The sequence below is a fragment of the Pseudomonas sp. 43mfcvi1.1 genome (genome assembly GCF_900115935.1).
In the GTDB taxonomy this organism is placed as follows: Bacteria; Pseudomonadota; Gammaproteobacteria; order Pseudomonadales; family Pseudomonadaceae; genus Aquipseudomonas; species Aquipseudomonas bijieensis.
Window position 1 is genome coordinate 165,482 of sequence record NZ_UETT01000013.1, and the last position, 22,372, is coordinate 187,853.

21 protein-coding genes and 1 pseudogene are annotated in these 22,372 nt (G+C 57.3%); 5 read left to right on the forward strand and 17 right to left on the reverse strand.

The genetic code is table 11. From position 1 onward, the window contains the following. Nucleotides 1-17: 17 nt before the first annotated feature. Nucleotides 18-1,319 carry an MFS transporter gene (locus DTP52_RS23235; RefSeq protein ID WP_109755435.1) on the reverse strand — a complete coding sequence of 434 codons (1,302 nt, stop codon included), beginning with the start codon at nt 1,317-1,319 and terminating at the stop codon, nt 18-20. 94 nt (nt 1,320-1,413) lie between these two features. Continuing rightward, entirely contained in the window at nt 1,414-2,163 is a 750-nt protein-coding gene (locus tag DTP52_RS23240; protein ID WP_109755436.1) for an SDR family NAD(P)-dependent oxidoreductase, read from the reverse strand. A 190-nt stretch (nt 2,164-2,353) separates the two neighbouring features. On the opposite strand from DTP52_RS23240, the gene DTP52_RS23245 reads away from it, so the two are divergent. Further along, nucleotides 2,354-3,271, forward strand: coding sequence for a LysR substrate-binding domain-containing protein (locus tag DTP52_RS23245; RefSeq protein WP_109755437.1), 918 nt, complete (start codon nt 2,354-2,356; stop codon nt 3,269-3,271). A gap of 56 nt (nt 3,272-3,327) precedes the next feature. On the opposite strand, the gene DTP52_RS23250 is transcribed toward DTP52_RS23245, so the two are convergent. Together DTP52_RS23250 and DTP52_RS23255 are read right to left on the reverse strand one after the other, a co-directional pair. Continuing rightward, entirely contained in the window at nt 3,328-4,083 is a 756-nt protein-coding gene (locus tag DTP52_RS23250) for an NADPH-dependent F420 reductase (RefSeq protein WP_109755471.1), read from the reverse strand. A 231-nt stretch (nt 4,084-4,314) separates the two neighbouring features. Next, nucleotides 4,315-5,073 (reverse strand): SDR family oxidoreductase, encoded by a 759-nt coding sequence (locus DTP52_RS23255; RefSeq protein WP_109755438.1) that lies wholly within the window; start codon nt 5,071-5,073, stop codon nt 4,315-4,317. A gap of 100 nt (nt 5,074-5,173) precedes the next feature. Here DTP52_RS23255 and DTP52_RS23260 point away from each other — a divergent pair, with 100 nt between their 5' ends. Next, nucleotides 5,174-5,800, forward strand: a complete 627-nt coding sequence (locus DTP52_RS23260; RefSeq protein WP_178082499.1) for a TetR/AcrR family transcriptional regulator — start codon at nt 5,174-5,176, stop codon at nt 5,798-5,800. A 103-nt stretch (nt 5,801-5,903) separates the two neighbouring features. Here DTP52_RS23260 and dctA read toward each other — a convergent pair whose 3' ends face one another. Both dctA and DTP52_RS23270 read right to left on the reverse strand, forming a co-directional pair. Further along, nucleotides 5,904-7,211, reverse strand: coding sequence for a C4-dicarboxylate transporter DctA (gene dctA, locus DTP52_RS23265; RefSeq protein ID WP_109755439.1), 1,308 nt, complete (start codon nt 7,209-7,211; stop codon nt 5,904-5,906). Between the two features lie 102 nt (nt 7,212-7,313). Beyond that, nucleotides 7,314-8,483 carry a mandelate racemase/muconate lactonizing enzyme family protein gene (locus DTP52_RS23270; RefSeq protein WP_109755440.1) on the reverse strand — a complete coding sequence of 390 codons (1,170 nt, stop codon included), beginning with the start codon at nt 8,481-8,483 and terminating at the stop codon, nt 7,314-7,316. A gap of 99 nt (nt 8,484-8,582) precedes the next feature. Between DTP52_RS23270 and DTP52_RS23275 the strand changes: the two genes are divergently transcribed. Continuing rightward, the gene (locus tag DTP52_RS23275; RefSeq protein WP_109755441.1) at nt 8,583-9,476 is read left to right on the forward strand and encodes a LysR family transcriptional regulator; all 894 of its coding nucleotides are present in this window, start codon (nt 8,583-8,585) and stop codon (nt 9,474-9,476) included. A 137-nt stretch (nt 9,477-9,613) separates the two neighbouring features. Here the strand turns inward: DTP52_RS23275 and DTP52_RS31730 are convergent. From DTP52_RS31730 to DTP52_RS23325, 9 genes and pseudogenes are all read right to left on the reverse strand, one after another. Next, nucleotides 9,614-9,729, reverse strand: a pseudogene (locus DTP52_RS31730) (methyl-accepting chemotaxis protein); the annotation flags it as partial. 276 nt (nt 9,730-10,005) lie between these two features. Further along, entirely contained in the window at nt 10,006-10,683 is a 678-nt protein-coding gene (locus tag DTP52_RS23290; RefSeq protein WP_025569543.1) for an energy-coupling factor ABC transporter permease, read from the reverse strand. A 59-nt stretch (nt 10,684-10,742) separates the two neighbouring features. Continuing rightward, nucleotides 10,743-11,183, reverse strand: a complete 441-nt coding sequence (locus tag DTP52_RS23295; RefSeq protein WP_109755442.1) for a nitrile hydratase accessory protein — start codon at nt 11,181-11,183, stop codon at nt 10,743-10,745. Further along, nucleotides 11,180-11,833, reverse strand: a complete 654-nt coding sequence (gene nthB / locus DTP52_RS23300; protein WP_025569547.1) for a nitrile hydratase subunit beta — start codon at nt 11,831-11,833, stop codon at nt 11,180-11,182. Before nthB ends, DTP52_RS23295 begins: the two co-directional genes overlap by 4 nt. 19 nt (nt 11,834-11,852) lie before the next feature. Continuing rightward, complete coding sequence (gene nthA, locus DTP52_RS23305; protein ID WP_109755443.1) at nt 11,853-12,485, reverse strand: nitrile hydratase subunit alpha; 633 nt, start codon at nt 12,483-12,485, stop codon at nt 11,853-11,855. A gap of 76 nt (nt 12,486-12,561) precedes the next feature. Continuing rightward, nucleotides 12,562-14,076 (reverse strand): amidase, encoded by a 1,515-nt coding sequence (locus tag DTP52_RS23310; protein ID WP_109755444.1) that lies wholly within the window; start codon nt 14,074-14,076, stop codon nt 12,562-12,564. A 301-nt stretch (nt 14,077-14,377) separates the two neighbouring features. Then, on the reverse strand, nt 14,378-14,902 hold the full coding sequence (locus tag DTP52_RS23315) for a group 1 truncated hemoglobin (RefSeq protein ID WP_109755445.1): 525 nt from the start codon (nt 14,900-14,902) through the stop codon (nt 14,378-14,380). A 160-nt stretch (nt 14,903-15,062) separates the two neighbouring features. Continuing rightward, complete coding sequence (locus tag DTP52_RS23320; protein WP_109755446.1) at nt 15,063-15,929, reverse strand: transporter; 867 nt, start codon at nt 15,927-15,929, stop codon at nt 15,063-15,065. 87 nt (nt 15,930-16,016) lie between these two features. After that, a complete protein-coding gene (locus DTP52_RS23325; protein ID WP_109755447.1) occupies nt 16,017-17,072 on the reverse strand; it encodes a phenylacetaldoxime dehydratase family protein in 1,056 nt (351 codons plus the stop codon). A gap of 571 nt (nt 17,073-17,643) precedes the next feature. Between DTP52_RS23325 and DTP52_RS23330 the strand changes: the two genes are divergently transcribed. Further along, nucleotides 17,644-18,579: a helix-turn-helix domain-containing protein gene (locus DTP52_RS23330; RefSeq protein ID WP_109755448.1), complete on the forward strand. Its 936-nt coding sequence runs from the start codon at nt 17,644-17,646 to the stop codon at nt 18,577-18,579. A 145-nt stretch (nt 18,580-18,724) separates the two neighbouring features. Here DTP52_RS23330 and DTP52_RS23335 read toward each other — a convergent pair whose 3' ends face one another. Further along, complete coding sequence (locus DTP52_RS23335; protein WP_109755449.1) at nt 18,725-19,378, reverse strand: hypothetical protein; 654 nt, start codon at nt 19,376-19,378, stop codon at nt 18,725-18,727. Between the two features lie 151 nt (nt 19,379-19,529). Further along, nucleotides 19,530-21,392 carry an NAD(P)-binding domain-containing protein gene (locus tag DTP52_RS31435; RefSeq protein WP_256594277.1) on the reverse strand — a complete coding sequence of 621 codons (1,863 nt, stop codon included), beginning with the start codon at nt 21,390-21,392 and terminating at the stop codon, nt 19,530-19,532. Nucleotides 21,393-21,510: 118 nt separating this feature from the next. Between DTP52_RS31435 and DTP52_RS23350 the strand changes: the two genes are divergently transcribed. Further along, entirely contained in the window at nt 21,511-22,371 is an 861-nt protein-coding gene (locus DTP52_RS23350; RefSeq protein WP_025569826.1) for a LysR family transcriptional regulator, read from the forward strand. The last annotated feature ends 1 nt before the right edge of the window (nt 22,372 follow it).

Sequence of the window (22,372 nt, forward strand, 5' to 3'; positions counted from 1 at the left end):
GGAAATTCTCCGTTAACTCAACGATTGACCGAAGCGGCGGGAATGCGCAGCACCAAGCAGGCACCGATGCACAGCACACCGGTAATCAGGTACATGCCGATGGCGCTCGAACCGGTCGTGGTGGTGATCCATCCAATCAGGTACGGCGAGCAGAACCCCGCAAGATTGGCGAAGCTGTTGATCCCGGCGATCCCCGCTGCGGCGGAGACGCCACCGAGCAATGTGGTAGGCAGCATCCAAAACAGTGAAGACGCCGACAACACGCCTGCTGCTGCAAGGCACAAGAACAACACCGACAGCATCAGGTTGCCGCCGAACACCGCAGCCAACGTGAGGCCCAAAGCGCCGGCAATCATTGGCCCGACCAGATGCCAGCGGCGCTCCTGGTGCTTGTCGCCGCTGCGGCCCATGAGCACCATCGCGACGATGGCACACAAGTAAGGGAGGCTGGTGAGCAATCCGATGTGCATCGGATCGGCAACGCCTGCGTTACGGATCAGCGTCGGCAGCCAAAAGGTGATCGCGTACTGGCCCATGACCACGCAAAAGTAGATGCAAGCGAGAATCCACAGGCGGCGGTCCCGCAGGAACGCCCCGACCGATGCATGGGTGACTTTGCGGCTGTTGTCCTCGGCCAGTTCTTTGCTGACCAGGGCTTTTTCTTCATCGGTGAGCCAGGTCGCCTGGTGGACGCCATCCTTGAGGTAAGCCAGCACCATCAGGCCAACGATGACGGTCGGAATGGCCTCGATCACGAACATCCACTGCCAGCCCGCCCAACCGTGAAAGCCTGCGAACTTGGTCATGATGTAGCCTGAGAGCGGCCCGCCGATCATTCCTGAAAGGGGGATGGCAATGAACCACAACACGGTCATTTTTGCCCGGCGGTAAGAGGGGAACCAGTAAGTGAGGTAGAGCAGCAAGCCCGGGGCGAGACCCGCTTCGGCGATACCGAGCAGAAAGCGCAGCGTATAGAACTGCCAGGCCGTTTCCACGAAGGCGAAGAGGGCGGAGATGATGCCCCACGAGATCATGATGCGCGCGATCCAGCGACGGGCACCGACCCTGTGGAGAATGAGGTTGCTTGGCACTTCGCAGAGGAAATAACCAAGAAAGAACATACCGGCGCCGAGCCCGTATACGGTCTCGCTCAGGGACAGGTCACTCATCATCTGAAGCTTTGCAAACCCGACATTTACCCGGTCCAGGTAAGCGCACAGGTAGCACAGCATCAGGAAAGGCATCAGTCGCCAGGCGGTTTTGCGATACGCGCTTGAGCGCACTGTGGACACAGCGTCGAGCGTCATGGTGGTCATCATGATGGTCTGATCTCTTGTTTTTATAGAACGCCGGGCTTGAGCCCGACGTATCTTCGATCCAGAACTTAATGGGCGGCGGTGCTTACACCTGTCGTCAGTGGATCAACATGCCGCCGTTTACATCGAGCGTGATGCCGGTTAGGTAAGAGGACAAGTCGCTGGCGAGAAACAGAGCCGCATTGGCGACATCCTGCGCGGCGCCCAGACGACCCAGCGGGATGCTTTCGATGATCGCGTGGCGGCGCTCATCCTGCATCAGCCCGCCGGTGATGTCGGTATGGATCAAGCCTGGCGTGATGGAGTTGACGCGAATGTTGTCTGCGCCGAATTCGCGCGCCATGGCCTTGCCCAGCCCGAGCACGCCGGCTTTCGCTGCGCTGTAGTGTGGGCCGCCAAAAATGCCGCCGCCACGCTGGGCCGATACGGATGACATGCAGACGATGCTGCCCGAAGCCTGAGCGCGCATCAGCGGAATGACCGCCTGGGACATCAACAGCGTGCCGCGCAGGCTGACATCCAGGACCTTGTCGTAGTCGCTTGGGCGTATATCCAGGGTCTTGATCGGCTGCGTGATGCCGGCATTGTTGACGAGTACGTCGATACGGCCGTAGCGCTCGATAACCTTGGCGACGGCGGCTTTGACTTGCGTTTCGTCGGCGACGTTGGCAGCCAGGCCCAGATGGCCTTCGCCGAGGGTGGCCGCGGCATCACGGGCGGCGGCCTCGTCGAGATCCAGGATCACGACGCGAGCACCGTGTCTGGCGAAGGTGACAGCCGTTGCCCGGCCGATACCACGTTCGGATGCGGCGCCAGTGATAATCGCGACTTTGTCTTGAAGAAGCATGAGGGGTACCTCTGATTGTTTTTATGGTTCGATTCAGCGATCGATGACTCAGAGTGGGCTCCCTCGACATGTCGAGCAATAACGCAAACGTCACTGCTAGATGAATAAAATTCAGCACTCGTCAACGCGGATCGCAAATGCTTGAATGGCACTTACCCGTTCGAGACCAAAAACAATAGGCTGAATACCGATGCGCCAGGACGATACCCCTTCATCCAACCTGCCACCGCTGAGAGCAATTCAAGCCTTCGAGCAGACCGCCCGTTTTGGCAACCTGGCAAGAGCCGCCGAAGTGCTGGACCTCACGCCGTCAGCGATCAGCCACCAACTGGCCAAACTGGAGGTCATGATTGGCCGACAGTTATTCGTGCGGGCAGCCCGTGGGGTGACGCTGACACCGGTCGGTGAGCAGTACTTGAAGGACATTTCCGGTTTGTTGCAGAGCCTCGAGGTCGCCACCGAGCGGGCAGCGAGTGACGTCAGTCTGGATTGCCTGCGGCTGCATTCCTCTCCCAGCTTTGGCTTGCTCTGGCTGATGCCAAGGTTGGAGTCATTTCGCTTGACCAACCCGGACATCCAAATCAATTTGTCTTGCTCCTATGAGTCGCTGCATTTCAGCCAGGACAAGATCGATGTCGATATTCGCCACGGTCGGCCGAATTGGCCCAGCTATGAAGTGCGCACCGTGCGCAACGAGAGCTTCGCTGTGCTGGCTTCGCCCAAGCTGATCGCGCGCTGCGCGGTAAAAAACGCAACCGATCTCCTGGCTGAAGACCTGATCCTTTCCGAAGCGACCTTGCTCCGATGGCCTGAGTGGTTCGCCCAGCATGGCCTGGCACGCCCTGAAAAACCCTACGCCTTGAGTTTTGACCGATCCTACATGAGCCTGGAAGCGGCGAGCCACGGCTTGGGATTCGCCCTCGAAAGCACACTGCTGGCACAAAAATACCTCGCCAATGGTTCGCTGGTTGAGGTCGCCCCCGAAGCCTTGAGTTCTCCGGTGGCCGCCCACCACCTGGTGTTCCCGAAGGCTCATTCCAGTTTCCCCAGGGTCAGGCGATTCTTGGGTTGGATGGAAGGGGAGTTGGGGCATAGCTTCGTGTTTTAAAGGGGGTGGTCGTACGAAGGGCGACCACCATGATTTTCAGCAATCGAACACGATAGTCAGGCTGTCATAGCGCGGTTGGTGGCAACAATTTGCTCGTGTGTGAACTGACTGCCGGGAGTCATAAACTTGGCGATCAATGCGTCGCGGTTTTGAGGCGCTCGCGCCTTGTCTGCCGCTTGCAGCGCCAATTTCAGCTCCGGCAATGTCAGCTCGGTGCAATAGGCGGGTGTACCTGGTTGCTGACGCCACGAATCTTCAAGGCTACCGGCGGCAAGTGCGATAAAGCCCGTATCCTCAACGAGATGCCGTGCTATTGACTCAGCCTGAGTGTCATCCCCGGCTACCGGTAAGGCGATGCGTGCTGCAGCCCCGTCTGCCTGCCTATTGTCGGCAAGGGTCGCTGCGAGGACCGCGTTCCAAGCCTTGATGACCGGGTGGCCGATCTGCTCGCTTACCCAAATGCTCTCGGGCTTGCCGTCATCAACTTCCTTGATTGCCCCATCGCGCCCGGGATAATAATTGGATGTGTCAATTACGACGATTTTCTTGGGGACACTACTCAGCGTCTGTTTGAGATCTGGGTATTTCGCGAAGGGGATCGAGAGGATGATCACGTCTACCTCGGAAACAACATCTTCCCTGGTCACCGCGTGCACGCCGATTTCATTGGCAAGGTTCTGGATGCTCTGAGGGCCTTTCGAGTTTGCCAGCTTAACTTCATGGCCGCACGCAGCGAGCTTGCGGGCTAGGGTAGCCCCAATATTGCCGGCACCGATAATTCCGATTTTCACTTTAAGAACCTCCTTACCTATAACCAATATTTAAGTGACTGTCTGGCTGGGTATGCGAATGAATTAGCGCACCGTGAAGCCTGCAACCTGGGATGCGCACGCCTGTCGTCTGACTCTGGTAAATACGACTTTTCAAGAATGAGAGGTCATGCTGTTGGTAAACAATGCACGATCCGTGTGCATGTGGTTGCCTGGAGCGATCTCATCTGGTTAGCCGAATGACCGCATAAGGCAATACCCACAAGGTCAATGTCACTCTGCCGGAGGTTTGTACGCCGCAAGCATTTTCAACACTTCGTCATGTGAACCCGTCGCTTCAGCAAACCTTAATGGTTTGGCGCGCTCAACAACGAGTTCTGATGGGGTCGGAGAGATCTTTAGCAGTTCAAGGATTTCATCCAAAAACTCCTCCAGAGGCATCGCGTGCTCGTCATTTTCCTGCCCGAGCAAAGTGGTGCGCACACCCGGCGGCGCAAGCTCGATAACTTCGACGGAGGAGTCCTCCAACTGTACTCGAAGACTTTGAGTGAACGAATGAACCGCTGCCTTGGTGGCGCTGTAGGTCGGTGTGGCAGGCAGTGGAACGAATGCCAGGGCCGAGCTGACGTTCATAATGGTTGCGCTGGGTTGTTTGAGCAGTTGGGGAGTAAATGCATACACCATGCGAATCGTGCCAAGTAAGTTCGTTGTCACGATATCTTCGGCTGTGCGCAGGCCTTGCGGCTCAGTCAGATTCTCCCACTGCATAATCCCGGCATTGTTTATGAGAACGTTGAGATTTGGATGGCTGATCGCAAGCGCTTCGCTGCTGCGCTGGATGGAGTGCGGATCGCAGATGTCCAGCAATACTGATTCAATACCTGGATGCTCCGACGCGATCTTGTCGAGCAGAGCCTTGCGACGTCCAGCGATGATGACTTTATTGCCCGCCTGATGAAGCCTGAGCGCCAGACCGAGGCCGATGCCCGAGGTGCCGCCAGTAACCAGAATCGTGTTGCCAGTGCCGTTCATAGTAAACTCCAAGGGAAAACGGTTAATCGGACAAGTGTCCACTTTTAGAAAATACCGGACAGCTGTCCGCTTAGCAATGCATTGAAGGAAAACTTTGCTCATGACTGACGAGCTGGTGATGCGTTCTGACGCCAAGAAAAACCGCGAACGGATACTGGAGGTCGCGGTGGTTGAGCTGACTCGCGATCCTGCGGTTCCCTTGAGCACGATCGCCAAGAAGGCTGGTGTGGGGCAGGGCACGTTCTATCGCCATTTCGCCACCCGAGAGAAGCTGGTATTCGAGGTTTATCAATTTGAGATGCAGCAGGTGGCAGCGTTGGCGGAACAGTTCCTCGCGACCAAACCACCTAAAGAGGCCCTCCGTGAATGGATGGACTGCCTTGCTGAATATGCGATGACGAAGGCAGGGCTTGCGACTGCCATACAACAAGCTGCGTCCATTTATGAGTTCCCGGGAAAGTGCGGATACGCTCCCGTCCAGGCGGCAGCCGAGTTGCTTTTGAGGGCAAATGAAAAGGCCGGAACGATTCGCAGCGGGATAACCAACGATGACTTCTTTCTAGCCATCGCTGGAATATGGCAAATGGATGCCCAGAGCGAATGGCGCTCGCGTCTCGCAAGACTGATGAACTTGGTGATGGATGGTCTGTGTGCTGGCAGCCCCGAAAGTCTGAAAAAGAGTAACGCGCCTTCCTCCATGCCACTTTGTCCGTCCAGCGCCTCGTAGGTCGCGTTGATTGCGGACATTAGGCCTCATGTGTTGAACGAGACCTGGAAGGCACTACCGGTCATAGCCGCTTTTGACGCGCAATGACCGGATCGCTTACAGATTATTTTTGCGCCAGCAATGCCTTCCGTGCCGCCTTTTCATTTTTCATGGCAGCAATTTCACGCTCGCAGGCCTCGACATCGAACGAATTATCCCACTTGGCAATGGCGATGGTGCCGATGCCATTGCCGATCAGATTGGTCACGGCCCGCGCTTCGTTCAGGAACCGGTCAATGCCCAAGAGCAAGACGAGCCCTACCAGAGGAATGGAGTGGATGGTTGTCAGCGTTGCAGCCAACGTCACAAACCCCGCACCCGCCACACCGGCCGAGCCTTTGGATGTCAGCAGGAATACGCCTAACAGAATCATCTGATCCATGAAACTCAGGGGGGTATTGGTCGCCTGGGCGATGAAGATAGCGGCCATGGTGAGATAGATGCAGGTGCCATCTGCATTGAAGGTGTAACCCGTAGGCAGCACCATGCCCACCACCGATTTTTTGCAGCCAAGCTTTTCAAGTTTCACCATCATTCGTGGCAGCACGGCTTCTGTTGAACAGGTGCCAAGCGTGATGAGAATTTCATCCTTGAAATAGCGGAGAAATTGCATCAACGGCATACCCGACCATCTGGCAACCGAACCGAGCACAACCACGATGAAAACCAGGGTTGTGATGTAGAGCGCGACCAGCAACTGACCGAGTGACAGCAAGGTACCAATCCCGTACTTGCCGATCGTGAACGCCATACCTGCACCAGCCCCAATGGGCGCCAAGCGCATGACCATGGCAACGATCTTGAACAGCCCTTGCAGGAACAGATCTATGGTGTTGATCAACGGTTTGCTGGTTTCGCCCATTTGAACCAGAGCAATACCCATCAATATCGAAAGCAGGATGACTTGGAGCATGACGCCATTGGAAAATGCGCCAAGGAACGTCGGGGGGATGATGTTGAGGAAGAAATCAATGATGCCACCCTGTTCACTGGCAGCCTGGCTGTACTTGCTGACAGCACTTCCATCAAGCGCGCTGGCGTTAATGTTCATGCCGACGCCGGGCTTGACGATGTTGACGACGATGAGACCAACGACCAAGGCGATGGTGGATAGGATCTCAAAGTAGATCAGCGCTTTTACGCCAATCCGACCGACCTCTTTGATACTGCCCATCTTTGCGATACCCACGACCACGGTGCCGAAAATAATCGGTGCCAATAGCATTTTGATCAGTTTGATGAAGCCATCGGCGAAGGGCTGGAGCTTGGCTCCGATATCAGGTACGAAGTAACCGATTGCTGCACCGATCACGATGCCGATCAGCACTTGGACATACAGCTGGCTGTACCAGCGGGACTTGGAAGTTTCCACGTAAGCACCTCATTTTATTTTTGTGATGGGCATGTGGCTTGGCGTCACTGGGTGACGCCTAAGTCTGCGGCCTCTTTCAAAGAAACCGCAGATCGAGGGTGATCAGCCTTCTCCCAGCTCACGCATGACTGCGTACAGAGCGGACTTGGCTTCGAAGCCGACACCTGGAATATCCGGCAGCCCGACATAGCTGTTTTCGACCCGGATGCCGTCAGCGAAACCGCCGAAGGGCTGGAACACGTCAGGGTAAGATTCGTTGCCGCCCAAGTGCAGTCCGGCTGCGATGTTCAGGGACATCTGGTGACCACCATGAGGAACCACACGGCGGGAAGACCAGCCCATTTCTTCCATCACCTTCAGGGTGCGCATGTACTCCACGAGACCGTAGGACAGAGCACAGTCGAACTGGAGGTAATCGCGGTCAGGTCGCATACCGCCGTGGCGCAGGAGGTTACGAGCATCCTGGTGGGAGAACAGGTTTTCCCCAGTGGCCATGGGCAGCTCATAGTGATTGGCAAGCTCAGCCTGGAGTGCATAATCCAGCGGATCGCCGACCTCTTCGTACCAGAAGAGGTTGTACTTCTTGATGGCTTCAGCGTAAGCAATACCGGTCTGTAGATCGAAACGCCCGTTGGCATCGACCGCCAATCGACGACCGTCGCCAACCACCTCAAGCACCGCTTCGATGCGACGAATATCTTCATCCAGTGGTACCGCACCAATTTTCATCTTGACGACATCGTAGCCACGATCCAGATAGCTCTGCATTTCTGCTTTGAGCTTGGTCTGATCTTTGCCAGGGTAGTAGTAGCCACCTGCTGCATAGACCCAGACCTTGTCATCCGCGACGCCGTTACGGTAGCGGTCAGCCAGCAGGCGATACAGCGGTTTGCCTTCAATCTTGGCGACGGCATCCCATACAGCCATGTCGATGGTGCCAACGGCGACCGAGCGCTCGCCGTGGCCGCCTGGCTTTTCGTTGGTCATCAGGGTTTTCCAGATGGCGAACGGATCCAGGTTGTTGTTTTCATGGTCGACCAGCGTATCCGGATCAGCTTCGGTGATGCGCGCCAGGAAGCGATCACGCATCAGTGCGCCTTGGCCGTAGCGACCGTTGGAGTTGAAGCCATAGCCGATGACGGGTTTGCCGTCGCGAATCACATCTGTGATGACCGCAACAACTGAGCAGGTCATTTTCGAAAAATCGATGTAGGCATTGGCGATCGGCGAGGCGATAGACACAGTTTTTTCACGAATATCTACGATGCGCATGACGGGGTCCTCTTGTTGTTTGTGACCCCACGTTATGCTTTGCGATGTCACCCGCCCAATGCTATTAATGCCGCACCCTATGCACGGGAGGCATGGCCCTTGGAACTCGTTTGGCTCGAAGATCTTTCAGCGCTAGCGGAATACGGCAGCTTTGTTCGTGCCGCAGAAGCGCGGCATGTTACTCAGCCGGCTTTCAGTCGCAGAGTGCGTTCATTGGAGAATTGGATGGGGGTTGAACTGTTTGTGCGCACCCCACAAGGAGCCATCCTTACCGAGGCAGGAAGGAAAATTTTGCCCAGCGCCCAGGAAGCTGCCCGACATTTGTACCGGATGCGCAACGAGGCTCAGGAGGTCGCTGGAATGGCAGCCAGGTCGCTGCAATTCGCTGCAACTCACTCGCTGTCGTTTACTTTTTTCCCCAAGTGGCTTCGAAGCTCGGAAAACGGTGCCCCGATTGAGGCCGTGAAACTGCACTCGGATAGCATGGCTGTTTGTGAGCAGATGCTGATACATGGCCACGTCCAGTTTCTGCTCTGCCACCGTCATCCCGACGTTCCGCCTCTACTGGCTCCCGATCAGTTCATCAGCAAAAAGGTGGGTGAGGACGTTCTCGTTCCTCTTGCGAGTGCTTGCGCTAACTTCGGCACCTCGCCTGCGGCATTGCCATACCTCGCTTACACCCATGAGTCTGGACTGGGGCGTATCGTTGCTCACAGACTGCGTGGCAAGGAAGACTACCTCCACCTCAAACCACTTTTCAGCAGCCACCTTGCAGCGGTACTCATGTCCATGGCCCTGGAAAGCAAAGGCGTGGCGTGGTTACCCAAGAGCCTCACCGAGCAAGAAATCCTGGATGGGCGCTTAGTCAGAGCGCTCGACGAAAGCTGGGATATACCTTTGGAAATTCATCTGACTCGCCCAAAAGCAGTCCTCAGTCAGTCTGCCGAAGAGTTCTGGGGCAGGACGGGCAGTGAACCGCAGCCGTCCACATGACAGGTTGCTCTGGTATGATTCAGAGACTCTCAGGATCCCCGAAAAACATTTTGACTGGGCTCTAGGACGGTGGTTTCAGCTCAAAAAAATCGAGTTATGCCCCATTTTCCCCCCCATTCGCACCGAGTAGCTCGAACTCAGTACTTCTCGATCATGTCGGCCGCCTGTTGGAGCGCCTGGCTGGTACGGGTGGCCAGCTTGCGGACCTCGTCGGCGACTACTGCGAAGCCCTTTCGGCCTCACCGGCTCTGGCCGTCGGAGCGCCGTGCGATCGGCGAGCAGGCGTTCTATGCCATCCAGTACCCGCCGCAGTAACGAATCTTTCGCCGCTATGGATACCCCCTCGCCATCGGGTTGTTCCAGCCTGTCGCCGAGCAGCTTCAGCTCCTTGCGAGTGCTATTTCTGAAAAACATCAATACCTCTGCCTTTGCTCACGAGGTTTCTGGGCGGTTCTTGCTCTTGATGCCCCGAGCATTACGGCCTTCGAATGCCCGGGGACGATCTGAACTTGGACTGGCGTACGCTGACTCAGGCGGCCTGGTACAGTCGGCGCTCGACCAGCATGCTGCCACGCAGGCGATGGGTTGCCTTGGCACCGGCCAGCACGGCCAGGTCCAACAGCGGCTCGAGGGTGACGACGGTCATGTAGGCACTGCCGAAGGTCAGAATTGACATTGCGTTTTCCGCTGTGAAGCCTTGCCCGTAGAAGGCCCAGAAGGCAACCCAGGCGACAATGCCCGCCTGGAAGGCCGTCGACAGCCCCAGAGCTTGTCTATAGCTCAGCTCCACGTACGGCGTGTTTGGCGCGATGATGCGTTTCGCCAGGGTAGCGACTGCGAACAGCGGTACCAGAAGGGTGGTGACGTTCATGCCGTATTGCGGCAGGTCGAATGGCGCGAAGAACAGGCTCTGGATCAGCAGTCCCAGGGCGAGACCCGCCGCCGCGGGGGCGGCGCCAAGCAGCAGGAACAGGGTTGACCCCAGGATGAGATGCACCTCGGAAACACCGACTGGATAGTGCGGTAGTAGCTCGAAGAAGCTGAACACCAAGGCCGTGGCAGTGACAGTGCGAGCTAGCAGCGAGAAGACACCACGCTCACCGATGGCTTGCGCAGCGAGTTTGAGGGTGTAGGCGCCGACACCTGCGGCAGTGACATAGCTCAACCAGATTTTTCCAGCTTCCACCAGGTTAGGTTCGATATGCATGACGATTGCCCCTTGGCCGCTTCGCGACCTCGAAAGTTAAAAATAAGACGATCCAGGCCTCAGCGAGTGGCACGGCTGATCGCTACGGGCTCGTGCCGTGGCAGGTGTTCGTGCCCGTTTCCATGGGCCGGTGGGCAACTCGCATTGAGCAGTGCCACCGGTTGTCCATGGGGGGTATTCAAGTAAGCTCGCTGCCATTCCTCGGTGCGCTGGGTGATGTCTTCCATACCCGCTAAGCCGAGTGTGGTGATCATTCTTTCCATCGCTGTAATCCATTGCCGGTAGTAAGTGTCGTTGACGCTTTCTCCGGGTTGCGCCGGGGCAGCCTTGATCTCGTCGCTGAATACCTGCACCCAGTCCTTCCAGGGAAACAGACCGGTTTGGTGCAGGTGCAGCAGCAGGGAAAAGGCCTGGGCCTGCCAAGGTTTGTCGAACACCGGGCCTTCATCGTCGAGAGACAGACCGGCTATTGGCGGGATGAAAGGCATGCTTGCGCTCATACGGCCTCCAGATAGTTGTCCCACAGATCAATGCAAACACTGTCCGGTCGCGCCACTCCCCACAACTCTGTAGCACTGAAGCGAACGGCATAGACCTGTTGGGGTTGTTCGCCTAGACCGTGGGCCATCGTGTCTGGGGTAGCAAACGCTCCGTGTGCAATCTCGATTGTCCCGACCTTGCCGCGCGCGTAACGCGGCAGTCGAGTGTGGGTGGTTGGATTGAGATTCTTCGTCCGCACCCGGTCACCGACCCGGAAGCGGCCGCTGACATGTTCCTTTGCCCGGGAAGAGGCTCCCCCGAGGATCACCGCCTCGACGATGTCCGGTGTGAGCACCGTAGGGGGCTGTGCCGGTGAGGTCGGTTTGGCCGTGCCCTGCAGTTCGGCAGCGCTGATCACGCCTTTTTCCAGCAGCAGGGTCTCGAAGGCGTGCAGCCAGTGCTCGTAGTAACTCGACTGCAAGTATTCAGACGGCTCCATGCGTTCAATGGAATGCCGGAACTCGTCGACATTGAAGTGTCCGCCGACGAAGAGCGAGGCGAACAGCGGAAAGATCCTGCGCTCCCAGTCGTGATGGAAGATCGGTTCATTTTCTTCGGTGAGCACCGGGCCGAAACCGTGCATACCGCCTAAGTCGTGTACACCGTTCATGGTTTTCTCCTTCTCGGGGTCAGGCTTCGTCGCCCGGCGTCTTGGGCAGGCCGGTGCCGATCATGGCGTCCCGCGTCACCAGCTCGACCAGTCGTTCCTCGCTCCAGCCGTCAGTGCCAGCCGGACGTTCCGGCAGTACCAGGTAGCGCAGCTCAGCACTGCTGTCCCAGACGCGAACTTCCTTGTCATTGGGAATAAGCAAACCGAATTCGGCCAGCACACTGCGCGGATCGATGACTATCCGTGAGCGATAGGGCGCGGATTTGTACCAGGCTGGGGGCAGGCCCAGGGTCGGCCAGGGGTAGCAGGAGCACAGCGTGCAGACCGTCACGTTGTGCACGGTCGCGGTGTTCTCCACCACCACCATGTCTTCGCCCTGCACGCCGGAAAAACCCAGTTCGGCAATGGCCGCCGTGGCATCGTCCAGCAGCCGATGTTTGTATTCGGGATCGGACCAGGCCTTGGCGATCACCTGAGCGCCGTTGCGCGGGCCGACCTTGTGTTGGTAAGTGTCCACCAGAGCATCCATGGCGGTTGGGTCGACCAGGCCTTTTTCTATTAACAGGGATTCGAGCGCCTTGACACGCAAGGCGATGGTCTCGGGTGGCTCGGTGTGGTCGTGATGGTGATGATGTTCGTGCGTATGGCTCATGTATTGGCTCCTCTGAAGTTGGTACTTACTTTCAGTGCTACTTGCCGGTGTTTGTTCGCCAATGCGATGCGCAGGTTTACAACGTCCGCCAATCGACAGAGGCCTCGAATGCAGCTGCGGCTTGGTAGAGGGTGCCTTCGGCATAATGTCTTGCGACAAACATCAGCCCTACGGGCAGTCCGTCCACCAGGCCACAAGGGATCGACATGGCGGGGTGCCCGGTAACGTCCTGAGCGGCCGTGTTGCCTAACATCTCCAACGCACGAGTGACGGTCTCGGTGATTGAAGACCCCGGTTCCGGCAGCGGCTGAGCGGTGATTGGTACGGTTGGCATGACGAGCAGGTCATAGGTGTTCAACGCCTTGTCATAGGCAGCTCGGGCAAAGCGCGCAATGTTCTGGGCCTTGGCGTAGTAGCGACCGTTGTAGCGCTCCAGACCGAACTGGCCCACGAACATGCAGAGCTTGAGTGACGGGGACAATGCGTTCGCCTGATCGCGCCAACCGGCCTGTTTGTCCAGCAGGCCCACGTCGTAAAGCCCCTTCCAGTTAAAACCCGCTCCGTTGCCATGCATCATTTGCATGGTCAGGCCTTCACAGCCGATTGGGCTCCACAACGATCCCGCCAGGGTGTGTTCGGGAACCGAGACCTCCTCGACCCGCGCGCCCAACGCCTCGAGTCGGGCGATAGCGCTGCGCACCTTTTCTGCGATACGTGGATCTTGGTTTGCGAGTTGGAAGCCTTCCTGGAGAACCCCGATCCTGAGTCCGATCACGCCTCGCTCCAAATAATCGCAATAGGCATCGACCTTGGGGGCGCTCTGGCGAGGGTCGAGCCCGTCGGCTCCGGCCATCACTTCCAGCATGAGAGCGTTATCGCGCACGTTGCTCGTCATGGGGCCGACATGGTCGAAAGTGGACTCGATCGCCATGACGCCGGTATAGGGCACCAGACCGAAGGTGGGCTTCATTCCGTAAATGCCGCACCATGCTGCCGGAATGCGGATGGAGCCGCCCTGGTCTCCACCGACAGCCAGGTCGACCTCGCCCGACGCCACAAGCGCCGCGCTGCCAGAAGAGGAGCCGCCGGTGGTGAAACCATGGCGATAAGGGTTGTGCACAGGAGCCGGGTCCGAGGTGTGGCTACCACCGGAGAGGCAGTAATGCTCACAAGTGGCTTTGCCGAGGATGGTTGCCCCAGCGTCGAGCAAACGCGTCACCACGGTGGCATCGAACGACGGTACGAAACCCTCCAGTGGTGCGGCACCGTTCATCATGGGGACACCGGCCAGAGAGATATTGTCTTTGAGCGCTACCGTCTTGCCAGCAAGTTTGCCCGAACTGGCACCCATCACCTCCGTTCTGTAGTACCAGGCGTTTAGCGGATTATCCGTGCTTGAAGGGCGATAACCAGAGCTGCGCTCATAGCGCACTGGAGGGATGAAGTCTGGCAACTCATCGACGAGATCATAGGCATCAAAACTGGGTTGCATAAGTGCCAGGTATTCGCTGGCTTGCTCGGGTGTCAGCTGTATGTGCAGGCGGCTGGCGAGATCCTGCACTTGTTCGAGAGTCGGGCGGATGATGGCCATGGGGTGTCCTGTTTCCTGTGCCAACCCGTAGGGTGGCAATGTTTGTTCAAACGTCATCTCGGGATGCCCGGGCGCGGCGTGCACTATTGACGAAGTCGCGGCCGGGGCTGGTATCAAGCTATCTCCGCAAATTGAGCGGTGCTTGGTTGAGGAGGACATTCGCTTGGTTGAGCGGGACGCGGGTGCCCGTGTTTTTTTGCCACACCACGGTAACCGTCGGCTGCCAGAGCGAGCCTCGGCAGCATGGAGGGCACCCCATGGATACGCCCCCATTGGTGTGGCTCAGGTTTTGACGAGCGTGTCAGTTTTCGGATTCAGGCGTGGTCTGTTTCTGCGAGTACTTCCCGGGTTTCGGCCAGAAAACCCCAACGCTCTTCATGCCTTTGGCTGGGTCCATTTCCGGGTGCGCGAGTACGACGTCCCGATAGGAGGGGCTCCCGATCACCGCCGGTTTGAACTTGATGAGGAAGTCATTGACCTCCTTGCGCAGATCCGGGGCCAGACCATAGTCGTCGTAGCACGCCTCGAGACAATCGAGCACGGCTTGCCAATGCACCTCGGTCAGACCCATTCCGCGATGCGCGGTGACCATGTCTCTGCCCCTGTATTTGGCGCTTCCACCCCAGTGCTCGGAAAGGAAATCGACAAAATTGATGTGCTCCTTTTGGAACGTTGATTCCGACATATGGGCCCAGATGTGCCCGATGGCGGGGTGTCCCATTGTTTTTCTCAACACTGCGCCTGCGAACTGATAGATAGCGTCATAGCCACCAAGACGGGTATAGAGGGAGGGTTGTTTTTCCATGGAGGGTTGCTGGTCGGTCATTGCCTGGTTTCTCCGTTTCGAGTGAGGGTCATCTCATTAGCCAACTGTCGCGTTGGCACGGTTGCTACGGGATGTGAAGTCTTGCGACGGATCCAAGTCGAATTCGTCGTTGGGCACACGCTTGGTTGATAAGGACAACGGTTGGTGGAGGCGGGCGGATCTAGAAAACCCGCACGTAGCGCAGGTTCATGCGAAAGTCCTCCTTGGGGCCGTTCTCCACCGCAAGGTCGCGTCCCAGTTGCACTTGGATTTGGTCCTTGGCGGTGAAAAACTTTCTGGCCGTGACGCGGACGTTGGTGGTTTCCGTCTTGTCGTCCTGGTTGACACCATCGACCTGGTTTTCCCCGCCCCAACTGTGGCCGAAGCCGATAGCCAGCGCAGTTGTCTCGTCGGGCATGTAGCGCCCCATCAACTGAGCGCCGTAGGAAACGTCCTGCTCCCGACGGGCGGAGCTGGCGCCGAAGTCGTTGTTGTCTGCGTACCAGATGGCGTCACCTACGAGGTCGATGGCCCACTTGTCCGAGAAGTGCTTGACGTAAGCGGCCTGGAGATCAACCTTCCAACGGTTCTCGCCAAGGTTGAGGGCGTCGTCTTTGTCATAGTCGCCAGTAGGCACGTACAAGTAAGCAGTCGCACCGAGGGTGTCATTGGCGTCGTTGAGACGGTACTTGAGTGGCGCTGTAAGAATGAGGTCGCCGATGCCGCTGGCGTCGCCTAAACCAGAAGCGTCACCACCGCCTGAGACATGACCGAAGGGCAACAGGAATTGCGGCTCGATGGTCAGCCGCTCGCTCAACTGGTAGACGTGCAGCAGACGCAGAATGCCGATATCGGAAGTCAGGTTGAAATCGGAACTGGTCTTGTGCCCCTGGGAGTAGGCATTGTCCGTGGTGGCGTGCTGGTAGTAGACCACGCCAATGGTCGCCCCAACGGGGAGCGGCTCGTAATCGCCAGGATCCACCTCGAGAGCGTGGGAGGAAAGGCAGGGGAGGAGGGCTGCAAGCGACAGGTAGCGGAACTGTTTCATGATCGAAGATCCTTTTTTCGGGCAAAAAGAGCCCCGCAGGCGCCAATCAGGCGACGCGCAGGGCTAAAAGTGGAGTCAGCGATGGAATCAGGTGGGCGACACTTGCGCGTCGCGCATCATCCCGGTCTGCGGATGGCAGTTGATGTACTCGAACAGTTGCTGGCTACCGTCCGCTACCGAGACCTCGTGATACAGCCGCAGCTTCGAAAGGCCCCCGATCACGCGAAAGAACGTGGTGAAAATACGCAAGTGAGTGGGATGGGATTCTGCCCAGCGTTCCAGTTTGTCGAGTGATCGCCAGTGACCGATGTCATAGGCGATGTCGAGCAGATTGCCATCCAGGTCGACATTGCGTACGAAGCGATTGCTGTAGCAGCCCAACGCCTGGCCCTCGTCACGCAGGAAGTTCATGCCGTCTTGTAGAGGGGGGAGCATTTCGGTGAAGTACAGCGCGCGCTCTTCCTCGCCGGCTTCGACCCAGTCCTGTCCAGAACGGATCAGCGTCAGGTTGTCGTGGCCGCGTATCACGACCTTGCCGCCCTTGGCCGGGTCCCCGGAAATCACTTGTAGTTCGCCGGTCGGTTGCATCCAATCGGTCTGTGATATGGCAAATCGGTCGCGTGCCGAACCCCAGTAGCCGTGCTCTTCGACCTCGCCACTAATGCCGTCCATGACCGCACCGACACCTGGCAAATCTTCCTTGAATGCATACAACGTCTCGAACTGATCGGCGCGCGGTGCGATGACCTCGCGGAAATACCCCAGTCCCTCGCTCAGGCGTGCCTCGTCACCCCACCAGTCGGCTACAGGCGCTGAAAGTAACCAACGGTGATAGGTGGCGGGATCACGCCAGTAGCCCACGGCGATGAAGTTTCCATAACCCTGATTGTCGAGGTGGTAGGTCAGGTCGTGATTCCCAGGGCCATCGGCGAGGGCAAAGCTGGCGTCAATGTAGCGCATGGCCTGCAGGGCGGCGGCGCGTTGTTCGTCGCGAAATTGCACCCCGAGGTAGGCCATCACAACTTGCTTCACGTTTTCGTCAGCTCGCCCAACAAACATCGGGAAGGGTGGCTTGTAATCGTCGTGAACACGACGGGACAAAGTCCGGGGACATTTGAGATGTTTATCGATTGCAGATTCCATGGGGGCTCCTTTATTTCCGTCTCAAACGGACGGTTTTCTGTTCTACATCCCAGTGGATGTTGGTGTTTTGCGGTGGGTACCACTCCATCGGCGTTGCAGCACCAAGGTCCCGAGCTGTAGCAGGTAAGTGGCAAACTCTTCGGGTGCCATGTCCCATCGCTGTAAAAACCAGGATGAATCGGACAGTCGCTGCTGTTCTCGTGGATGCATGAGACACCTCATCATTCGTGCTTGTAGGGACACGGCGTGGAGTAAAAATTATCCAGGGGAGATGAAACGTGCTTGGCTCGAATGGACAACCGTTTGGTTAAGAAGGACAGGTAGAAAAGGCCGGCATATCAGCGCGCAGCAATGGTGCGGGGCTTGTGAAATAAGGGGACGAGCGCCCCGAGAGGTGGCACGGGGAGTGTTGGAGGGATCTACCTATGTAACTCCAGCCGAGTTCGCAGGTGGCTATCTTCCACGGTGTCTGGCAGCGGGAATAAGGCTATGGAGATGGCCTGCTAATTGCTTGGCTCGCAAAAAACGTTACCACGCTTTTTTGTTGAACCGCCGCCGCGAGGTGAATGCAATGAGTCAGCCATGTCAGTATTCAACCCTTGCCGTTACGGCACCCCTGCGGTTCGATTACTGGAAGGAAGTGGTTTGTCACCACTGCCTGGACGCAGACAGCAAACTGCTGGCGCAGAGCGATTTTGACGGGGCGCTGGAGGTACATAGCATGGGCGTATTGGACATCTGCACGTTGTCCGCACCCTTGCACTATTGGGAGCGGTCCGCCCAGCACTTACGCAGTGATCCTAACGACGATTTGTGGTTGGGCTTTACCAGGAGCGGTTATGGCGAACTGGAGCAAGCTGACCGACGGACGAAGCTGACGGCGGACGATCTGTTTCTTTATGACGCATCCCAGCCGTTCAGATTCAGCTTCGGTGGTACGGACAATCACCTTGTCCGCATTCCGCGACAACTGCTCAGCCAGCGGTTGCCCGGCATAGCAGATTGCACCGCTGTGGTTCTGGATGATCGTCGTCCAGGGGTGATTCCGTTACGCGAGATGCTACGCCAGGCTGCGAGTATGCCATTAGGCTTCCAGAACACAGGAGTATCCAGTCGTTACTCCAGCACGTTGCTCGACCTTCTGGTGGTCAGCCTGGAACTCCAGGATTTAAAGCAGACTCATGACGAGTTGGACCTGTATGGTCGGATCATGAATTACATCCGCCAATATTTGACGGAGGCGGACCTGTCGCTCGAACGCATTGCTCAAGCTCACCATGTCTCCACGCGCACTGTTACGCGTGCTTTCGCTCGTCATCAGAAATCGCCGGTCGCGGAAATTTGGAAGGCGCGATTGCTCGCGAGCCGCGACGCGATTGAGCGTGGTCAAGTCCGCAGTATTTCTCAGGCGGCGCTGGATTTCGGTTTCTCCGACTTCTCTCATTTCAGCCACGCCTTTCGCAAGGCATTCGGCATTGCTCCCCACACTCTCCTGCGGCGAGAGTGAAAAGAATGCGGCGGCGGACTGAAAATCCCTATAACCTTCTGTTAGTAAAGAGTTTTAAATACGGGCGAGAGCCGTTACAGGCTATCTGGATCCCCGAAGAGGGCATTTTGACTTGGCTCTAGGCCGGTTTTTTCAGGTCGATAACTCAGTCAATCATTATTGTTTCGGGAAATATTTCTGCATAAAGCCGAGCGACGGTAGGTGTGAGGTTTTGCACTGAAGGAATCAGAAAGTTTGAGTGGGGTGCGAGTCGTTTTGCGTAGATGACCTCGTATACCCTACGCACGATTCCGGGCTCTGTTTCCTCTTGGTCGAAGCCAGGCATTATTCCTACGGCTTTGTAACCTGCATGCTCCAAAGCTTGCTGCATATACGGAGCGCTGGTTGTCGCCATGCCATAGATCAAGCCCGCTCCCATGAACCTTCCCATTTTTTCTCCGAGGTCTTGGGCAGCGACGGCCAGTTTGATTTGTCTATGATATTTGGCTACCGCGCCCACTCGCCCGAAGATGACATCGGCGCCGTCAATTTTTTCCCACGTTGCTATAGCGACGATCTCATGGTTCTGGCGAACCACGATAGCGAATATTCCCCGCTCCAAATCGTCTTCGAGCACCACGTTGTCTTCATAAAATTGCTGGTTCAGAAAAAGGCTCCCTAACCCCACCGTAATGGAGGGAAACCACGTCTGGAAAAAAATTATTGCTACATCGATCTCCTTGCGTTTCAGGTAATCCCATGTGTAGCCAGAGGGTAAAACAGTGAAACTGCGAATTTGATCGATCGTTGGCCATTTCATGCGTTTTTGCTCGTCTTGGTTGTCTAATTGCCTTGCAGGAATCGGTCGAAGGAAGGGGCTTATTCAGTCGCTTCTCTTATCGAGCTGTCTGCGATTTATCAGCGATTCCCGGGCGTCTAGTTGGGAGGGACGGAGAGCCTGACCAGGCGCTCTACGCGGGATCGGGCATGCTCAACGATTTTTCCAGCCACTGCGCGACTACCTTGAAAGCCGAATCTGAATTGCGTTCATAGATCAATCCGTGGCCGTTGCCGTGGATGCCCAGTGCCGGTAGATCCAGGTGTTGAATGTTGGCACCCGCATTTCGCAGGAAAGGGACGATGCTGGATGCGTAAGAAGCAAACGCTGATGTCTCACCTGTCAACAGCGCTACCGGAACACCCTGCAATCCGGGGATTTTCAGGGTTGATGGTTCTGCTGTGCGGACTTGCTCCGGCGTTTTGCGAGGTGGATCAAAGGTCAGAGGGGCGGCGGTCAGGCCCCAGTCGAGGCTGCCTATACCCGGCGTGCGGCCAAATACCGGACCCATAGGCTCCACCGCCACAATCCCTGCGATCAGGTCGGGTCGACGATCGGCGACCAACCAGCCACTGGGCCCGGAAGCGGAGTGTGTAACGATGATGGCTTTGCCGATTCTGTCGAGCAGTTCGGCCAGTCGATCCGCGTCCAGGGTCTGCGAGGCCGCAAGGTCAGCCGGCATGGGGCCGTAAGCTGCTATGAAGGCGTCAAACGCCGCTTCGTCATCTGGCTCAAACGGCCATTGCGTTTCTCCACCTCCCTCTGGAAAGTAGACTTCGCGGGCGCGCTCATAGGAGAACGCTGGCCCCACCGGTCCCATGATGTCGGGGTGATACGGCGATCGCCCGTGGCCGGGCCTGTCGACGCGAAAGACTACGAAGCCTGCTTCGACGAACCGCTGGGCCCAGCCCGGACGACCATCGGGTGTATCCAGCCATTCAGTGCCTTGCAGCGTGCCACCGTGCACCAGCACCACGGGATAGGGCTGAGTGATGTGCTCAGGGGATTCCCAGGCTACGTACATCGGCCCCTTTTGGTAGCTTTTACCGTTATGGGTAACGCGGGCTCCGGTCACCCAGAAGTTGCCACGGCGCGAGCGTTTTATCGGTGCGGTTCGCCAGGGTTGCTGGGCGTGATCGGTTGATCGGATAACTGTCTGCGTAGCGAAAACCGACCAGTCCTTGAGCCCGTATCCCCGGGTTACTGCCGACGTCATTTTCGATCGCGCGGCATCGGCTGCAGGCAATTCCAGGCTCTTGAGACGTGCCGCATCAATAGCCAGATTTATATCCTTGAGGCCAAGAGACAGTTTGAAACCCGGTTCAAAACGTCCGTTCACGATGTTCTGCCCATAGCGCTGATAAGTAGAGCAGGCGAACAGTGTCTGGGTCATGAGGGCGACGAAAATCGAGGGGCTCAGACCATGGCGTTGAACGAGTTCGGTTGCTTCGCCCAGCGACTGGATGGCTTGAGTGATCATCATGTTGCCGGCGATCTTCGCGATACACGCCTGTTCAGGTTGATCGCCCAGGTACCAGGTCTTTTTCCCGAGCAGGTCAAACAGCGGTTGGACCGTCGAGATCGCTCCCTGCGATCCGGCCGCCAGGATATTCAACTCGCCATTTGCCGCCACGGCAGGCACGCCGAAAACTGGCGCCGCGATCAATTCAATGCCGATTGCATCATGCACGCCCTGCAACTCCACCATGAGCGAAGGCGACAAGGTCGACATCACGATATGAACGCAAGCCCTGTCTGCTTTTTCCAGAGCTGCGCTGGATAGCAACACCTCCCTGACGGCGGCATCATCGGCAAGCATGTTGATGACGACCTCCTGCTGAAATGCCGAGGACGGGGATTCGAGAACGCTTACTCCTTCCAGATCCATAACCGCAGCGTGACTACGGTTCCACGCCGATACGTGATGGCCGGCCCGGATGAGCAACGGAATGATCGCTCTGGCCATGCTTCCCACACCGATAAAGCCAATCTTCATTTGCAGTCCCCGGTTGGTGTTTCGACGAAGGTGTATGCGGAGAAGTATGTCGGGCCCGGGATTGCTACGGCAGTGCCATTGCTGCACTCTCACTGTTCATTTTTGTACGGGGTAAAGCATGGACTGGAGTGACGTGCGGGTCTTTCTCGCGATTGCCCGCAGCGGGTCGTTGGGCGCTGCCGCCAAGCAGTTGGGTGTTAGCCATCCGACCGTGGGGCGGCGCTTGCAGGTGCTTGAACAGTCCAGTGGCCAGCCCATTTTTCTTCGTACCACCCAAGGTCTTGTACTGACCGACAGCGGAGAAAAGCTGCTCAGCCTGGCGCAGGAAATGGAGCAAAGTGCGTTGGCAATCGAAAGGCGCCTTGCGGGGGACAGCGCACAGCCAGAAGGTGTGTTGCGCATTTCTTCCGCTGACTGGTTCGCCTGTTACGTGCTGGCCCCGGTCCTGAACGAACTGGGGCGACGTTATCCGCTGATCGTGCCCGAGGTCATCGCGGGGCATCGATTGTTTGACCTTGCTCGTCGCGACGCCGACATCGCGTTTCGGATCGTGCCTTTCACCGAACCCGATATCGTTCACCGCAAGCTGACTACCCTGAGCTATGGGTTATACGCAGCAGTCGGATCTCCTGACCCCGCGCCACAGGGCGACGGGGTTGGTTTGATTACCATGAGTGTTGCCCAGTCTCATTATCCCGATGTGCAGTGGCTGCAGCAGCGTTACCCTCTGGCCCGTACTGTGTTCACCAGTAGCAGCCGCACAGTCCAGGCGCAAATGTGCGCGCAAGGGCAGGGTGTCGCCGTATTGCCCCGCGTCCTGGGCGACCAGTTAACGGCGCTGCGGCTGATTGATCCGCATGAACCGCCACCGGGTCGCGACATATGGATGGGTTATCACCAGGACATGCGGCGGATGGACAGCCTTCGCGCCCTTGCCGACCTTGCCTCGAGCATGATCGGCTCGCAGGAAGGCAGTTGAC

Excerpts from the sequence above, each read along its gene's own strand:
- DTP52_RS23245 (WP_109755437.1), top strand. The coding sequence starts at position 2,354 with ATGCGCCAGGACGATACCCCTTCATCCAACCTGCCACCGCTGAGAGCA.
- DTP52_RS23335 (WP_109755449.1), bottom strand. The coding sequence starts at position 19,378 with ATGAAATGGCCAACGATCGATCAAATTCGCAGTTTCACTGTTTTACCC.
- DTP52_RS23325 (WP_109755447.1), bottom strand. The coding sequence starts at position 17,072 with ATGGAATCTGCAATCGATAAACATCTCAAATGTCCCCGGACTTTGTCC.
- DTP52_RS23270 (WP_109755440.1), bottom strand. The coding sequence starts at position 8,483 with ATGCGCATCGTAGATATTCGTGAAAAAACTGTGTCTATCGCCTCGCCG.
- DTP52_RS23315 (WP_109755445.1), bottom strand. The coding sequence starts at position 14,902 with ATGACCGACCAGCAACCCTCCATGGAAAAACAACCCTCCCTCTATACC.
- DTP52_RS23310 (WP_109755444.1), bottom strand. The coding sequence starts at position 14,076 with ATGGCCATCATCCGCCCGACTCTCGAACAAGTGCAGGATCTCGCCAGC.
- DTP52_RS23350 (WP_025569826.1), top strand. The coding sequence starts at position 21,511 with ATGGACTGGAGTGACGTGCGGGTCTTTCTCGCGATTGCCCGCAGCGGG.
- DTP52_RS31435 (WP_256594277.1), bottom strand. The coding sequence starts at position 21,392 with ATGAAGATTGGCTTTATCGGTGTGGGAAGCATGGCCAGAGCGATCATT.
- DTP52_RS23260 (WP_178082499.1), top strand. The coding sequence starts at position 5,174 with ATGACTGACGAGCTGGTGATGCGTTCTGACGCCAAGAAAAACCGCGAA.
- DTP52_RS23255 (WP_109755438.1), bottom strand. The coding sequence starts at position 5,073 with ATGAACGGCACTGGCAACACGATTCTGGTTACTGGCGGCACCTCGGGC.
- DTP52_RS23240 (WP_109755436.1), bottom strand. The coding sequence starts at position 2,163 with ATGCTTCTTCAAGACAAAGTCGCGATTATCACTGGCGCCGCATCCGAA.
- DTP52_RS23330 (WP_109755448.1), top strand. The coding sequence starts at position 17,644 with ATGAGTCAGCCATGTCAGTATTCAACCCTTGCCGTTACGGCACCCCTG.
- DTP52_RS23290 (WP_025569543.1), bottom strand. The coding sequence starts at position 10,683 with ATGCATATCGAACCTAACCTGGTGGAAGCTGGAAAAATCTGGTTGAGC.
- nthA (WP_109755443.1), bottom strand. The coding sequence starts at position 12,485 with ATGAGCCATACGCACGAACATCATCACCATCACGACCACACCGAGCCA.
- nthB (WP_025569547.1), bottom strand. The coding sequence starts at position 11,833 with ATGAACGGTGTACACGACTTAGGCGGTATGCACGGTTTCGGCCCGGTG.
- DTP52_RS23320 (WP_109755446.1), bottom strand. The coding sequence starts at position 15,929 with ATGAAACAGTTCCGCTACCTGTCGCTTGCAGCCCTCCTCCCCTGCCTT.
- DTP52_RS23235 (WP_109755435.1), bottom strand. The coding sequence starts at position 1,319 with ATGATGACCACCATGACGCTCGACGCTGTGTCCACAGTGCGCTCAAGC.
- DTP52_RS23295 (WP_109755442.1), bottom strand. The coding sequence starts at position 11,183 with ATGAGCGCAAGCATGCCTTTCATCCCGCCAATAGCCGGTCTGTCTCTC.